Annotated in this window: 12 protein-coding genes; 6 read left to right on the top strand and 6 right to left on the bottom strand. The window is 64.4% G+C overall.

Features of this window, described 5'->3' with window-relative positions; genetic code table 11:
- Positions 1-19: 19 nt before the first annotated feature.
- Positions 20-670, top strand: coding sequence for a DUF4124 domain-containing protein (locus ACDK93_RS00060; RefSeq protein WP_458070557.1), 651 nt, complete (start codon positions 20-22; stop codon positions 668-670).
- Positions 671-745: 75 nt separating this feature from the next.
- Here the strand turns inward: ACDK93_RS00060 and ACDK93_RS00065 are convergent, their stop codons facing one another.
- The 3 genes from ACDK93_RS00065 to coaBC are packed head-to-tail and all read right to left on the bottom strand — an operon-like array spanning position 746 to position 4,800.
- Entirely contained in the window at positions 746-3,067 is a 2,322-nt protein-coding gene (locus ACDK93_RS00065; RefSeq protein ID WP_458070558.1) for a phosphomannomutase/phosphoglucomutase, read from the bottom strand.
- 57 nt (positions 3,068-3,124) lie between these two features.
- Positions 3,125-3,592, bottom strand: a complete 468-nt coding sequence (gene dut, locus ACDK93_RS00070) for a dUTP diphosphatase (protein ID WP_458070559.1) — start codon at positions 3,590-3,592, stop codon at positions 3,125-3,127.
- Entirely contained in the window at positions 3,589-4,800 is a 1,212-nt protein-coding gene (gene coaBC, locus ACDK93_RS00075) for a bifunctional phosphopantothenoylcysteine decarboxylase/phosphopantothenate--cysteine ligase CoaBC (protein WP_458070560.1), read from the bottom strand. The genes dut and coaBC overlap by 4 nt, the downstream gene beginning before the upstream one ends.
- A gap of 96 nt (positions 4,801-4,896) precedes the next feature.
- Between coaBC and radC the strand changes: the two genes are divergently transcribed.
- From radC to ACDK93_RS00095, 4 genes are all read left to right on the top strand, one after another.
- On the top strand, positions 4,897-5,568 hold the full coding sequence (radC, locus tag ACDK93_RS00080; RefSeq protein WP_458070561.1) for a RadC family protein: 672 nt from the start codon (positions 4,897-4,899) through the stop codon (positions 5,566-5,568).
- A 531-nt stretch (positions 5,569-6,099) separates the two neighbouring features.
- The gene (gene argS, locus ACDK93_RS00085; protein WP_458070562.1) at positions 6,100-7,788 is read left to right on the top strand and encodes an arginine--tRNA ligase; all 1,689 of its coding nucleotides are present in this window, start codon (positions 6,100-6,102) and stop codon (positions 7,786-7,788) included.
- The gene (locus ACDK93_RS00090; RefSeq protein WP_458070563.1) at positions 7,788-8,498 is read left to right on the top strand and encodes an SPOR domain-containing protein; all 711 of its coding nucleotides are present in this window, start codon (positions 7,788-7,790) and stop codon (positions 8,496-8,498) included. The genes argS and ACDK93_RS00090 overlap by 1 nt, the downstream gene beginning before the upstream one ends.
- A gap of 128 nt (positions 8,499-8,626) precedes the next feature.
- Positions 8,627-9,094, top strand: coding sequence for a thioredoxin family protein (locus ACDK93_RS00095; RefSeq protein ID WP_458070564.1), 468 nt, complete (start codon positions 8,627-8,629; stop codon positions 9,092-9,094).
- 47 nt (positions 9,095-9,141) lie between these two features.
- Here the strand turns inward: ACDK93_RS00095 and ACDK93_RS00100 are convergent, their stop codons facing one another.
- The 3 genes from ACDK93_RS00100 to speA form a co-directional block, all read right to left on the bottom strand.
- Entirely contained in the window at positions 9,142-10,005 is an 864-nt protein-coding gene (locus tag ACDK93_RS00100; protein ID WP_458070565.1) for an NAD(P)-dependent oxidoreductase, read from the bottom strand.
- A 98-nt stretch (positions 10,006-10,103) separates the two neighbouring features.
- A complete protein-coding gene (locus ACDK93_RS00105) occupies positions 10,104-10,904 on the bottom strand; it encodes a 3-hydroxybutyrate dehydrogenase (protein ID WP_458070566.1) in 801 nt (266 codons plus the stop codon).
- Positions 10,905-10,954: 50 nt separating this feature from the next.
- The gene (speA, locus tag ACDK93_RS00110; RefSeq protein ID WP_458070567.1) at positions 10,955-12,859 is read right to left on the bottom strand and encodes an arginine decarboxylase; all 1,905 of its coding nucleotides are present in this window, start codon (positions 12,857-12,859) and stop codon (positions 10,955-10,957) included.
- A gap of 363 nt (positions 12,860-13,222) precedes the next feature.
- Here speA and speE point away from each other — a divergent pair, with 363 nt between their 5' ends.
- Positions 13,223-14,077 carry a polyamine aminopropyltransferase gene (gene speE / locus ACDK93_RS00115; protein WP_458070568.1) on the top strand — a complete coding sequence of 285 codons (855 nt, stop codon included), beginning with the start codon at positions 13,223-13,225 and terminating at the stop codon, positions 14,075-14,077.
- The last annotated feature ends 33 nt before the right edge of the window (positions 14,078-14,110 follow it).

Raw genomic sequence — 14,110 nt, forward strand, 5'->3', positions numbered from 1 at the left:
CGCGCAACAGGGGGATTCCATGCGCAAACACTTAATGATTTTCACCGCCGTCACGCTGTTAACCAGCGTGGCGGCCACGGCTCAGACGTCATCCACCGGCAGCGGCATCCGCTACAAATGGCACGACGCCCAGGGCAAGGTCCACTTCAGCGATAGCCTCAATGCCGAAGCAATGAAATACGGCTTCGACGCGGTGAACGATCAGGGTCTGGTCGTTCAGCACGTCGCTCGCCAGCTCACGCCCGAAGAGCGTGCTGCCGCCAACCAGCTTGCCGCCGACCAGGCGAAAAAGCAGCGTATCGAGCAGGATCGCATCAACGCCGACGCGCAGATGCTGGAGGCGTATCCTGACGAAAACACGTTCAGGATTTCACAGCAGCAGGCGCTCGACACGCTGGACCAGCAGATCCACACCACCCAGCTCAACCTGAAGACACAGGAAAAAGCGCTGACCGATCTGCTCGGCCGCGCCGCGGAGATCGAACGCACCCAGAAGACCGTGCCGAAGTTCATCAATGACAGCATCGCCAGCCAGCGCGCGGTGGTGACGGGCCAGCAGAATACCCTTCAGCGCCAGCAGGCGACGCGTGCGCAGATGCTGCAGGACCAGTCGGCGCAGCTCGCGCACTATCGCGAGATCAAGGCCGCGCAGGCAAAGCCAACGCAGTAGGGGGCCGAACGGCTCGGCCCATGGAACAAAAAAGCCGGCAATGCCGGCTTTTTTGTTTGGCCCAAAATGCCGGGCCTAGAACGGCATCTTCAGGGTGAAGTCGACCGCCAGCAGCTGCTTGCGGAAAACCTGCTGGATGCGCTTTAGCGCGGTCGCGTCATCGGCCTCGAAGCGCAGCACCAGTACCGGCGTGGTGTTGGAAGCGCGCACCAGGCCCCAGCCGTCCGGCCAGTCCGCGCGCAGGCCGTCGATGGTAATCAGCGTGGCGTCGCCAAAGTTTGCCTGCTGGCGAAACTTCTCCATGAAGGTGTAGTGCTCACCCTCGGCCAGCTCGATCTTCAATTCGGGCGTGGAGACGCTCTTGGGCAGCGTGGCAAAGATTTCTTCCGGCGTGCGCCCCTGCATGTCGCCGCCAAGAATCTCCATCAGCCGCGCAGCGGCGTAGATGCCGTCGTCGAAACCGTACCAGCGCTCTTTGAAAAAGAAGTGGCCGCTCATCTCACCGGCCAACTCCGCACCGGTTTGGCGCATCTTCGACTTGATCAGCGAGTGGCCCGTGCGCCACATCAGCGGGCTGCCGCCGGCGTCGAGAATCTGACCCTTGAGATGGCCGGTGCATTTGACGTCGTAGATGACGGTGGCGCCGGGCTGACGCGACAGCACGTCGCGCGCGAACAGCATCAGCAGGCGATCGGGAAAGATGATTTCGCCCGAACGCGTGACCACGCCCAGACGATCGCCGTCGCCGTCGAAGGCAATACCCAAATCCGCACCGGTGCTTTTGACCGAGACGATAAGATCTTCCAGATTGTGCGGATCGGACGGGTCGGGATGATGATTCGGGAACGTGCCATCGACCTCGCAATACAGCGGAATCACCTCGCAGCCGACGCCTTCGAGCACCTGCGGCGCCAGCGCTCCGGGAATGCCGTTGCCGCAGTCGACCACGATCTTGAGCGGACGTTCGGCCTGCACGTCGCCGACGATTTTCTCGATGTAATCCGACGTCACATCAACCTGGCGCAGCGCGCCCTGGCCGTCGCTTTTCAGTGCGCCGGTGGCGATGCGCTGGTACAGATCCTGGATTGCCGCCTCCGCGAGGGTCTCACCACCGACCACGATCTTGAAACCGTTGTAGTCCGGTGGATTGTGGCTGCCGGTGACGGCGACACCGCAACCGGTGTTGTAGCGGAAGGCCGCAAAATAGACCACCGGCGTCGGCACCGCGCCGAGGTCGATCACATCGATACCGGCCGCACGCAGGCCGTCGGACAGCGCACCGGCCAGCTCGGGGCCCGACAAACGACCGTCGCGCCCGACCACAATTTCGCGCAGGCCCTGCTCGCTCATCAGCGTGCCGATCGACTGACCGAGCGCGTGGGCGACTTCTGCGTTCAAGGTGTTCCCCACCACGCCTCGCACGTCGTAGGCGCGGAAAATGCTGGGGTCGAGCTTGATCGCCGCAGCGCTGGGCAGCGCGGGCGAAGCAGCGGCCACGCCGGCGTCGACGGGCGAACTGATCCGCTGGATTCTCTCGGGCACAGCGACATCCTCAGGTTCAGAGGCCAATGGCGCCGCTGGCCGCAGACGCATGCGGAACAGAAAAAACGCACCGCCGATGCCAAGCAAAGCGAACAACGCGGCCAGTGGCCAGACATGCGGCAGCACGATGAAAGCATCGGGTAACGCCGCATTGACGCTGAACGCGCTGCCGGGTACCGGCTTGGCGGCCACTTCCGCCACCGCCGACGCCGCGCCATGCGAGGACAGGCTCATCGCGCCGTGCTCGTCATCCTGACGCAGCTCCAGACGACCGCCGGCCGGCGACACCGAGTCGAACAGCTGGAGCAGGGGCGCAAACGGCAGTTCGACCCACACCCATGCCGTCGGGTCCTGCGGCGACCCCAGAGACTCGATCACCGTGAGATGCCGATCGCCTTTGCCGACCGACACGCTTTGCACCGGCGCGGCACCGTCGGCACCTTTTGCGGCCATCAGCTGCGCCGCCTTGGCATAACCGAAGTCGTGATAATTGGCGTGCAGCACTTCGCTGAGATCGCCGCTGTAGAGCTCAAGCGTGTTCGACTGCGGCAGCTGCAGCTTCAGCGCCTCCACCGTTTTTACCGGATCAGCCATGGCGGTGGCCGGATCGACGGAATGGACGGCTTTTTGCACCTTGGCGCGCTGCGCGGCTATGTCGACCGCCAGCAAGCGCAGTGCCTTCTCCTGCGCCACATGGACCTGATCGATCGAGCTTGCCTCATCGGCGATCAGGTACGTTTGCCAGCCGCAAAACAGGCCCAGCAGCAGCAAAAGCGTCCCGCCGGCCAGGGGCAGCTGTCGGCGCCAGTCTACCTGCGACCGCCGCGCGCGGACTTTCGCGATGCTCAACGCCATAATCCATCCCCGGAAATTTTCGATGCGGGGCCCACCCGCGCCGCGTCCGATCCCATCCTAACGGATACCGGTCGAACCGAAACCACCCGCACCGCGTTCGCTGGCGACAAATTCCGTGACGACATTCAAGCGCGCCTGCGCGACCGGCACCAGCAGCAGCTGCGCGATGCGGTCGCCCACCTCGATGGTGTAAGACTGCGTGCCGCGATTCCAGCAGGAAATCATCAGCGGGCCCTGATAATCCGCATCGATCACGCCGACCAGATTGCCCATCACCAGACCGTGCTTGTGACCCAGACCCGAGCGCGGCACGATCAGCGCGCACCAGCCCGGGTCGCCGATATGAATGGCGATGCCGCTTGGCACCAGCACGCTGTCACCAGGCTGCAGGGTCAGCGGCTGCTCCAGCGCCGCCCGCAGATCCATGCCGGCACTGCCGATGGTGGCGGTCTCCGGCAACGGAATGCTTTTGCCGAGACGCGCGTCCAGAATCTTCAGCGCAACGTCGATTACCGCGCGGCTCATCCGGCGCGGCTCGCGCGAAAGCGCTGTGCCACCTGGGCGATCAGCTGGCGGGCCAGCTCCGGCTTGGCGACCCTGGGCAGATCGATCGAGCCATCGGCCCAGTACACGCTCAGCGCGTTGTCGGGCGCCTCGAAGCCGAGGCCTTCGCCGACCTGGTTGGCGGCAATCATGTCGAGCCCCTTGCGGCTGAGCTTCTGTTGCGCGTAGCTGGCCACATCGTGGGTTTCGGCGGCAAAGCCAACCAGAAACGGGTGCGTTGGTTGCGCCGACAGGCTGGCAAGAATGTCGGGATTTTCGCTGAGCTGCAGCGCCAGGCCGGCGCCGTCACACGTCTTCTTCAGCTTGTGCGCCGAAACCGCGTTGGGACGAAAGTCGCCAACGGCGGCCGCGGCGATATAGATATCCGCCTGCGCCGCTGACGAGAGCACTTCGGCATGCATCTGCGCCGCGCTGCGTACATCGATGCGGCGCGCGACACCGGCCGGCGTCGCAAGACTCACGGGACCGGCGACCAGAGTCACCTGCGCACCGGCCAGTGCGGCGGCCTGCGCCACCGCAAAGCCCATGCGGCCGGAACTGCGGTTGCCGATGAAGCGCACCGGATCGATGTCTTCATACGTCGGGCCGGCGCTGACGACGACCTTCAAGCCGGCCAGGGAACCGTCGCCAAACGACGCGACGAGGGCGTCGCGAAGCTCGTGCGCTTCCAGCATCCGCCCGTTGCCGACATCACCGCAGGCCTGATCGCCGGCGGCGGGCCCCAGCAGATGCACGCCGCGCTGGCGCAGCGTGTCGACGTTCGCCTGCACCGAAGGGTGTGCCCACATCTGCTGGTTCATTGCTGGCGCCACGTACAGCGGCGCTGCGCTGGCCAGGCACAGCGTGGTCAGCAGATCGTCGGCCAGACCGTGCGCCAGCCGCGCGAGGATGTCGGCGCTGGCCGGTGCAACGAGAATGCGTTCGGCCCAGCGCGCCAGTTCAATGTGACCCATCGCCGCCTCGCCCTGCGCATCCCACAGGCTGACGCGCACGCTCTGGCCGGACAGGGCCTGGAAGGTGGTCGCGCTGACGAAGTGCGTGGCGCCTTCGGTCATCACCACGCGCACGTCCGCGTCCAGGTCGCGCAGGCGGCGGACCAGTTCGCAGGACTTGTAAGCGGCAATGCCGCCTGACACTCCCAGCAAGATGCGGCGTTGGGCAAGACTCATGTAAGACGGGCCTGACAATCGGGCAGACTGGTAGCTTACCGGATTCATTTGCTTCCACTGCTGTCCCGGGCGGTGATCGGCCGGCAGTCTGCTCGCATGAGCATCCGCGATTGGCCCGAAGGCGAACGTCCCCGCGAAAAACTGCTGGCCCGCGGCAGCGCCGCGCTGTCCGATGCGGAACTCTTGGCGGTATTACTGGGTAGCGGCAGCCGGGGCAAAGACGCCATCGCGCTGGGCCGCGAAGTGCTTGGCAATGCCGGCAGTCTCGGCGCGCTGCTGGGCAGCCCGGAGAAACAGATCCGCGCCGGTGGACTGGGGCCGGCGAAGCGCGCGCGAATCGCGGCGGCTCTCGAACTGGCCCGACGCAGTCTCGCCGAGGAATTGCAGCAGCGGCAGAGCCTGGGCAACCCGCGCGACAGCGGCGATTACCTGCGGGCCAAGTTGCGCCATCTGCCCTACGAGGTATTCGGCTGCCTGTATCTGGACAACCGCCATCGCGTGCTGGCGTTCGAGGAGCTGTTTCGCGGCACGGTCGACGGCGCCAGCGTGCATCCGCGCGAAGTGGTGCGCGCCTGCCTGCAGCACAACGCCTGCGCGGTGATCTTTGCGCACAACCATCCTTCGGGCGTGGCCGAGCCCAGCGCGGCTGACCGTGCGATCACGCACGAGCTGCGGGATGCCCTGCGGCTGGTCGGGGTGCGCGTGCTCGATCATCTGGTCATCGGCAGCGGCGAACCGGTCTCGATGGCGGCGCGCGGCCTGCTCTGATTCGCCTGCCCGAACGAGAGCGGCGATGGTCGCGGGTTCAGCCCACAAAAAAGCGGCGTGGATCAACCACGCCGCGGCGCCGATTTGACTGTGGGAGAGAGCGGCGTCTCCGATGCCATGTCACGGAGGGGAGTCATGCCAGGCACGGCTACATGGTGGCGATGCTGCATGACAACCGAATGACTTATGCGTTTCGAAGGGGGTGACGCATGTCGCCGAAACTTATACACAAAACGGTGATATCGGCGCTTGCGGGGCGGATCATACCCAATCATCGAGATAGTCAACTTAAGTTACTGAAAATATTTATTTTTTAAGCAATAATAGGCACTCCGGGCCGCGGAGCTTCCGCAATACACCGCAAACCCGATGTTTTCCCCACAGACTTATCCACAGGCCGCGTCGCCGCGCTGCATCAAACGCATTGGGCCCGCTATGGCGCCAATGCCGCGCCGGCGGCACGGTTTTTACCGCCTGCCGCCCGAACCGGTCTGTTAAGATCGCCGGTTCCATCCGCATTCGATCTCACCCGTGAAAGCACAGCTGCGCGAACTGGTTCTGCAGGCGATCAAGTCTTTGCAAAACGACACCATCCTGCCTGCGGACCTGGCGTTGCCCGGTTTTGTCATCGAACGTGCGCGCAGCCGCGAACACGGCGATTTTGCCTGCAATATCGCCATGCTGCTGGCCAGGCCCGCGCGCGCCAAACCGCGCGAACTGGCCGAAAAGCTCGTCGCGGCGCTGCCGGCCAATGCGCTGGTGGAGAAAGTCGAGATCGCCGGCCCCGGCTTCATCAATTTTTATCTGTCTCCCGGCGCGTATCACGCCGAAGTGCGGCAGATCTTCGACCGCGGCGATGCCTACGGCCGCAGCGACAGCGGCGCTGGCAAGACGCTCGGCGTGGAATTCGTGTCGGCCAACCCGACCGGCCCGCTGCACGTGGGGCATGGCCGCAATGCCGTCATCGGTGACTGCCTGAGCCGCCTGTTCGATGCCACCGGCTGGAACGTGAAGCGCGAGTTTTACTATAACGACGCCGGCGTGCAGATCGCCAATCTCGCCATTTCGGTCCAGGCGCGCGCGCGCGGCATCCTGCCGGACGACAGCGGCTGGCCGGAGAACGGCTACCGCGGCGACTACATCGCCGATGTTGCGCGCGCTTATCTCGACCGCGAGTCGGTCGTTGCCGATGGCGAAACCGTGGTGGGCGAAGGCGATGTCGACAATCTCGATGCGATCCGCCGCTTTGCCGTGGCCAGCCTGCGCCGCGAGCAGGATCTCGACCTGAAGGCGTTCGGCGTCGGCTTCGACGTGTATTTCCTGGAGTCGTCGCTCTATAGCGACGGCAAGGTCGAGGAAACCGTGAAGGGGCTGGTCGACCACGGCCACACATACGAGAGCGAAGGCGCGCTGTGGCTGCGCACAACCGACTACGGTGACGACAAAGACCGCGTGATGCGCAAGTCCGACGGCACCTACACGTATTTCGTGCCGGACGTGGCTTACCACCTGAGCAAATGGCAGCGCGGCTATGAGAACGCCGTCACGGTGCTCGGCTCGGATCATCACGGCACGCTGGCGCGCGTGAAAGCCGGCCTGCAGGCGCTGGATGTCGGTATTCCCAAGGGCTGGCCGCATTACGTGTTGTACCAGATGATTACCGTGATGCGCGGCGGCGAAGAGGTGAAAATCTCCAAACGTGCCGGCAGCTATCTCACCCTGCGCGATCTGATCGATGAAGCCGGCCGCGACGCCACACGCTATTTTCTGATTGCCCGCAAGACCGACTCGCAGCTGATCTTCGACATCGATCTGGCGCGCTCGCAGAGCAACGACAATCCGGTCTATTACATCCAGTACGCGCACGCTCGGGTATGCAGCGTGCTGCGTCAGGCGCCTGAAAAGGGCTTCACTGTCGATCTGCAGGAAGGCCTCGCGCATCTGGATCGGCTGGACACCGAGCATGAGCAGATCCTGCTGACCGAGCTGTCGAAATATCCCGAGCTGGTCGAAGCCGCAGCGGCGAATCTGGAGCCGCATATTCTCGCCGCGTGGCTGCGCGAGCTGGCCAACGCGTTTCATACTTACTACAACTCGCACCAGTTTCTGGTGGACGACGCCGCGCTGCGCCATGCGCGACTTGCGCTGGTAGTCGCCACCCGGCAAGTACTGAAGAACGGTCTGGGTTTGTTGGGCCTGAGCGCCCCGGAGAGCATGTAATGGCACCACGCAAGGGCAAAGGCCGACAGGCCGTGCGCAACAACAGCGGCGGTTTCCCCGGCTGGGGCTATGCCGTCATCGGCATTCTGGTCGGCGCGATCATGATGGCGGTGGTCATGCGCGGCTCGCTGTTCGACAGCCTGCACCAACCCGAAGTGCCACAGGCCAACCCGCAAGCTACCGCTGAAAACGGCAGCGATCCCGGCGTGGCGCAGCCGCCAGCGGCTGAATCGGCGCCGAAGAAGCCGCAGTTCGATTTCTACTCCGTGCTGTCGGAAAAAGAAGTGCGCATTCCCGATGCGGTGATCAGCGCACAGGCGCGCGCCGAACAGCAAAAGCAGGCGACCGCACAGCAGCAGGCTGTGGCTCAACCGACTTCCCCCACGCCGTCGGCACCCGCCGACACCCATGCGCCGGCGGCAGTCAGCGAAACCATTACCGCAGCGCCCGCGGCGCCTGCCAGCCCATCCGCCGGCAGCGGTTACCTGCTGCAGGTCGGCGCGTTTCCCAATCCGTCGGATGCCGAAACGCTGAAGGCGAAACTGGCCATGCAGGGTTTCGTCGCATCGGTGCAGTCCGTCAGTGTCGGCGGGCAGGCCTACCATCGCGTTCGTCTGGGGCCATTCCGCTCGGCGACCGATCTGGAGTCGACCAAGCAGCGGCTGGCCAGCGCCGGCATCAACGCGATTGCCTTGAAAGAAGGCAAGTAAGCCGCCTTGAATCAGGCGTGGCTTATGCCTGTACGGCATAAGCCGCGCTTTTTTATTTGGACGGCCAAAAGCCCACAAGGCACGCAAACCGTTATGCTCGGCGTTCGTCCCTGTCACGGATCGCGCCCATGAAACGCCTGCTTTTGCTGCTTACCCTGTTGATCGCCGCCAATGTCGCAGCGGCCGAACTACCCTACAACACCACGGCCGATGCCAATGCGGACATTGCCCACGCGCTGGCACAGGCGAAGGCCAGGCACACGCCGGTGCTGCTGATCTTCGGCGCCAACTGGTGCGAGGACTGCCGCTCGCTGAATCGGGCGCTGAATACCGAAAAAAATGCGGCGCTGATCCATCAGCAGTTTCAGGTGGTGAAGATCGACGTGGGCAACTTCGATCACAACCTCGATATCACCAAGCGCTACGGCGACCCGACCAAGAACGGCATCCCTGCCGCCGTGATCGTGTCGCCGGACGACAAGATTCTCTACTCGACCAAGGCCGGCGAACTGTCCAACGCCCGCCGCATGAATGACGACGGCGTCTACGGCTTCTTCAAGCAGGCGATCGCCACGTCGCAATCCGCGGCGAAATAATGCCGCGGAGGATCTGGGCCAACGAAAAGCTGGGCGGCGCGAACCGATCAGCTTTTTCGCTTCAGCCGTATCAAGGCTGAGATATCGTCATCGCCATAACCCTGGCTCATCAGCTCCGCGTAATCGGCCAGCGACTGCTTGATGACCCGCGTATCGGTACCAACCTGCTCGGCAATCCCGCGCACGATACCCAGGTCCTTGTGCAGCAGCGCCAGCTTGAAACCCACGCTGAACTCGTCGCTCAGCATGGTCGCGCCGCGCTTTTCCAGAAACCAGTTGCCGGCTGCGCCCGCGCCGAGGGTGGGAATCAGGCGCTCCGGATCGAGGCCCAGCGCCTCGCCCAGGGCAAGTCCGGAACATACCGCCTGCGCGATGCCGGCCACCAGTACCTGATTGACCGCCTTGGTCGCCTGGCCCGCGCCAACCGCGCCGAGATGAGTCACCTTTAACGCATAGGCCTCCAGCACCGGGCGGGCGCGTTCGAGCACCTCGGCATCACCACCGACCATCACCGACAGCTTGCCGTTTTTTGCACCTTCCACGCCGCCAGATACTGGTGCATCGAGGAAAAAGGCGCCCACCTCGCCAAGCCGCAGCGCAGCGCGGCGCGCCGTATCCGGCGCCACCGTCGAATGGTCGATGACAATGGCACCGGGCTTGAGGTGCGGCGCCAGTGCCTCGACCGTGGAAAGCACGTCGGCGTCGGCGGTGACGCACAGGGCGATGACATCGCACTGCGCCGCCAGCTCGCCCAGCGTATCGGGCGCGCTCACGCCCAGCTTTTCCGCCAGCGCAGCCGCTGTGGCGCGCGTGCGATTGGCCACGGCCACGAGCAAGCCGCGCTCGTGCAGATGGGTCGCCATCGGTGCGCCCATCGCGCCCAGACCAATAAAACCTGTCTTGATGCTCATATGTATCCCATGCGGAAAGGAGGTGCTCGCCGCATCGGTATCGCCGATACGGCCACGAAAAACTCAGTGAACGTGCTGTACGCGAACCTGGGGACCCATTACTGCATATGCCAGCCATGGGTCACCACGATAGACTGCCCACTCAGCGCAGCCGAAGGAAAGGTCGCCAGAAAAAGGGCGGTCTGCGCGATGTCATCGATCGTGGTGAATTCGCCGTCCACGGTGTCTTTCAGCATCACGTCCTTGATCACGGCTTCTTCGCTGATGCCCAGCGCCCTAGACTGCTCGGGAATCTGCCGCTCGACCAGCGGCGTGCGCACAAAGCCCGGGCAGATCACGTGCGAGCGCACCCCGTGCGCCGCGCCCTCCTTGGCCAGCGTGCGCGCCAGCCCAAGCAACCCGTGCTTGGCGGTGACATAGGCCGACTTCAGTTTCGACGCCTCGTGCGAGTGCGCCGAGCCCATGTAGATCACGATGCCGCCGCGGCTGCGCCCTTGCGCATCTTTCTGATACATGAACTGCAACGCCGCCCTGGTGGTGAGAAAGGCGCCGTCGAGATGAATCGCCAGCATCTTCTTCCAGTCGGAAAATTCGAACTGGTCGATCGGATTGACGATCTGCACGCCGGCGTTCGATATCAGGACGTCCAGACGTCCAAACGCTCTGAGCACGGAATCGGTGCCTGCGTTGACCGCCGCTTCATCGCTGACGTCCATCGCGACACCCATCGCCCGGCCGCCGCCCGCATTGATCGCATAAGCCACCGCCTCGGCAGCACGCTGATCGATATCGGCAATCGCCACGCTGGCGCCGTGCTTTGCGTAGAGCTCGGCGATCGCCTTGCCGATACCGCTGGCCGCGCCGGTGATCAGCGCAACCTTGCCATCCAGACTTGCCATCACTGATTCCTCGATTGATCTTTCAGCAGCACGCTCTGATGGATGGAGGCTCAGCGCCCTTCCTCTGCCAGATAGGTATACGCCGTAAGGCCGCCGTCGAGCGTGGCGTAAAACTGTTCGGCCGATGTGCCGGTCACGCCAGCTGCAGCGATGCGGTCGCGGTAACTCTGCCGCAGCGCGGCCAGATCGTAGCCCACATAGTCGAGCATCAGGTCGGTGGTATCGCCGCTGCGCTTGTGCGCGAACACGTAGCTATCGCCGTCGACGCGCACGTTGACCGCGTCAGTGTCGCCGAACAGGTTGTGGATGTCGCCCAGCGTCTCCTGGTATGCGCCGACCATGAAAATGCCAAGCCGGTAGCTCTCGCCTTCATTCAGCGCATGCAGTGGCAGGCTCACGTCGACCCCGTCGGCATCGACGTAGTGGTCGATGCGGCCGTCCGAATCGCAGGTGAGGTCGACGATCACGCCGCGGCGCGTCGGCTGTTCGTCGAGTCTGGCTATCGGCGCGATCGGGAAGATCTGCCCGATCGCCCAGATGTCCGGCACCGACTCGAACACCGAGAAATTGACGAAATACTTGTCGACCAGCTTTTCGTCCAGCTCGTCCAGCGCCTGCCGGTGCGAGCGCTCGGCCGGCAGCAGCCGGGTGCGCACGGCGTTGGCGATGGCGTAATACATCTCGTCCAGCCGTGCGCGATCGGTCAACGTGAGCTGGCCAAGGGCGTACAGCGCCTGGCCCTCGGCGAGGTGGTGCTGGGCCTCGTGGAACAGCTCCAGCGGCGGGCGACGATCCAGCTCGTCGTGCGTCTCGCGCAGGCGCCGCAGCACGGCGGGTTCGGCCGCGTCCGCCGGCGGAATCGCGCCGCGCGGCACCTCTTCCACCTCGGTGACGTTGACCACCATCACGGCGTGATGCGCCGTCATCGCGCGGCCCGCCTCGGTGAGAATGTGCGGCGCGCTCAGCCCCTCCGCTTCCACCGCCTCGGCCAGCGACTGCACGATGGTGGCGGCGTACTGCTCGATCGAATAGTTGATCGAGTTGTGGCTGCGCGAACGCGTCCCTTCGTAGTCCACGCCGAGGCCGCCGCCGACGTCGACGATCTCCAGCGGCACGCCCATGCGCGTCAGCTCGACGAAGTAGCGGGTCGCCTCGCGCATGCCGTTGGCGATGTCGCGCACGTTGGAAATCTGCGAACCCATGTGGAAGTGCTGCAGCTTCAGCGTGTGTTTGAGGCCGGCGTCATCGAGCCGCTTGATCAGCGTCAGCACCTGGTCGGGCGAGAGGCCGAACTTGCCCTTGTCGCCGCCGGTGTTCTGCCATTTGCCCGCGCCGATGGAGGCGAGGCGCACGCGCACGCCCAGCAGCGGCTCGACGTCCAGCGCCTTGGCTTCGGCAAAAACGTGGTCGAGCTCGGACAGCTTCTCGATCACGATGTGCACGCGCAGGCCCAGCCTCAGCCCGATCAGCGCCAGGCGCACGTATTCGCGATCCTTGTAGCCGTTGCAGATCACAATGGAACCAGGCCGCGCCATCGCCAGCACGGCCATCAGCTCGGGCTTGGAACCGGCCTCCAGGCCGAAACCATGCGTGCCTGCCGCCACCAGCTCACCGGCCACACCGCGCTGCTGGTTGACCTTAATGGGATAGATGGCCGTATAGCCGCCCGAATAATTCCACTCGCCAATCGCCTTGGCAAAAGCGTCCTGCAACTTGGCCAGACGGTCGGCGAGGATATCGGGGAAGCGCACCAGCAGCGGCAGGCGCAGGCCCTCCTCACGCGCACGCGCCACGATGCCGGGCAAGGACAGCGCCGGACCGGTGGGGCCGCGCGGGCGAATGACGATATCGCCGGCACCGTCCACGTCGACATAGCCATCGCCCCAGTGCGCCATCGCATAGGTGTCGCGGGCGGCGTCGATGCTCCAACCGGATGTGTTCCACTGCTTCGCCATCGGCGAATCTCCTCAAGTAACCAGATCTGGACGGCCGCAAGCCCTGCGCCCACGGCACAGGGCCCACGAATGCGTCGCAGCGGCGAGCCTTGACGGTGTTGCCCGTGTGGAGTGGCGCCCTCAGAGCGGCACGTCAGCGGGCGCGAAGTTGGGTCGGCCGGAAGCCTCGCACGCCGCGGGGCCGATCGAACTTGCCGGCCGCACGACGCCCTGCGCCGGCCAACCGAAGCGGTATTGTAATGGCCACCTGTGACGATATGCGTATGGCAGTTGGACGCGCCGCGGCAGCGCGCTTTTTTTTGATGCCGCCGCAGCAGTTACAATGGGCGGCCCCCATTCCCTTGCACGTCAGGAACTCTCGCCATGTCGCAGCAGTCCAGTTGGTTCACCGAAGCCCACCAGGCTTCCGGCTCCTCCATCGGTTTTCGCACCGAGCAGCAGCTGCACGCCGAGAAGACGCCGTTCCAGACCATCGAGATCTACAAGACCACCGACTGGGGCAACCTGATGGTGATCGACGGCTGCGTGATGCTGACCACGCGCGACAACTTCCTCTATCACGAGATGATGACCCACCCGGCGCTGTTTACCCACGCGCGGGCCAAGCGCGTGGTGATCATCGGCGGCGGCGATTGCGGCACGCTGCGTGAGGTGCTCAAGCACGAGGAAGTGGAAAAGGCCACGCAGGTGGAGATCGATGAGCGCGTCACGCGGCTGGCCGAGGAATATTTCCCCGAGCTGTGCGACAGCAACCATGACCCGCGCGCCGAACTGCTGTTTATTGACGGCATCAAGTACATGGCCGACGCGGACCCGGAATCGCTGGACCTGATCATCGTCGATTCGACCGACCCGGTCGGCCCGGCCGAAGGCCTGTTCAACGCGGCCTTCTACACCAGTTGCTACAAGGCGCTGCGCCATGGCGGCATTCTGGTGCAGCAGAGCGAATCCCCGCTGGTTCACCTTGACCTGATCAAGTCGATGCGTTCGGCCATGCGGGCTTCGGGTTTTTCCGCCGTTCGCACGTTGCCGTTTCCCCAACCGTGCTATCCCACCGGCTGGTGGAGTTGCACGATGGTACGCAAGGGCGGCGACCTTTCCGGCTTCCGCGAACGCGGCGCGCTGAGCAAGAATTTCCCCACCCGCTATTACAACGCCGACATCCACAAGGCCGCGCTGGCGCAGCCGGAATTCATGCGCGAGGCACTGGGCGAATAATCCGCGAGTAATCGGGCTGAAGCCCTGTCGGCG

Source organism: Rhodanobacter sp. BL-MT-08 (assembly GCF_054161255.1).

What these genes read in the sequence shown, in the direction of transcription:
- ACDK93_RS00060 (WP_458070557.1), top strand. Translation starts at nt 20, where the DNA reads ATGCGCAAACACTTAATGATTTTCACCGCCGTCACGCTGTTAACCAGC.
- ACDK93_RS00065 (WP_458070558.1), bottom strand. Translation starts at nt 3,067, where the DNA reads ATGGCGTTGAGCATCGCGAAAGTCCGCGCGCGGCGGTCGCAGGTAGAC.
- dut (WP_458070559.1), bottom strand. Translation starts at nt 3,592, where the DNA reads ATGAGCCGCGCGGTAATCGACGTTGCGCTGAAGATTCTGGACGCGCGT.
- coaBC (WP_458070560.1), bottom strand. Translation starts at nt 4,800, where the DNA reads ATGAGTCTTGCCCAACGCCGCATCTTGCTGGGAGTGTCAGGCGGCATT.
- radC (WP_458070561.1), top strand. Translation starts at nt 4,897, where the DNA reads ATGAGCATCCGCGATTGGCCCGAAGGCGAACGTCCCCGCGAAAAACTG.
- ACDK93_RS00090 (WP_458070563.1), top strand. Translation starts at nt 7,788, where the DNA reads ATGGCACCACGCAAGGGCAAAGGCCGACAGGCCGTGCGCAACAACAGC.
- ACDK93_RS00095 (WP_458070564.1), top strand. Translation starts at nt 8,627, where the DNA reads ATGAAACGCCTGCTTTTGCTGCTTACCCTGTTGATCGCCGCCAATGTC.
- ACDK93_RS00100 (WP_458070565.1), bottom strand. Translation starts at nt 10,005, where the DNA reads ATGAGCATCAAGACAGGTTTTATTGGTCTGGGCGCGATGGGCGCACCG.
- ACDK93_RS00105 (WP_458070566.1), bottom strand. Translation starts at nt 10,904, where the DNA reads ATGGCAAGTCTGGATGGCAAGGTTGCGCTGATCACCGGCGCGGCCAGC.
- speA (WP_458070567.1), bottom strand. Translation starts at nt 12,859, where the DNA reads ATGGCGAAGCAGTGGAACACATCCGGTTGGAGCATCGACGCCGCCCGC.
- speE (WP_458070568.1), top strand. Translation starts at nt 13,223, where the DNA reads ATGTCGCAGCAGTCCAGTTGGTTCACCGAAGCCCACCAGGCTTCCGGC.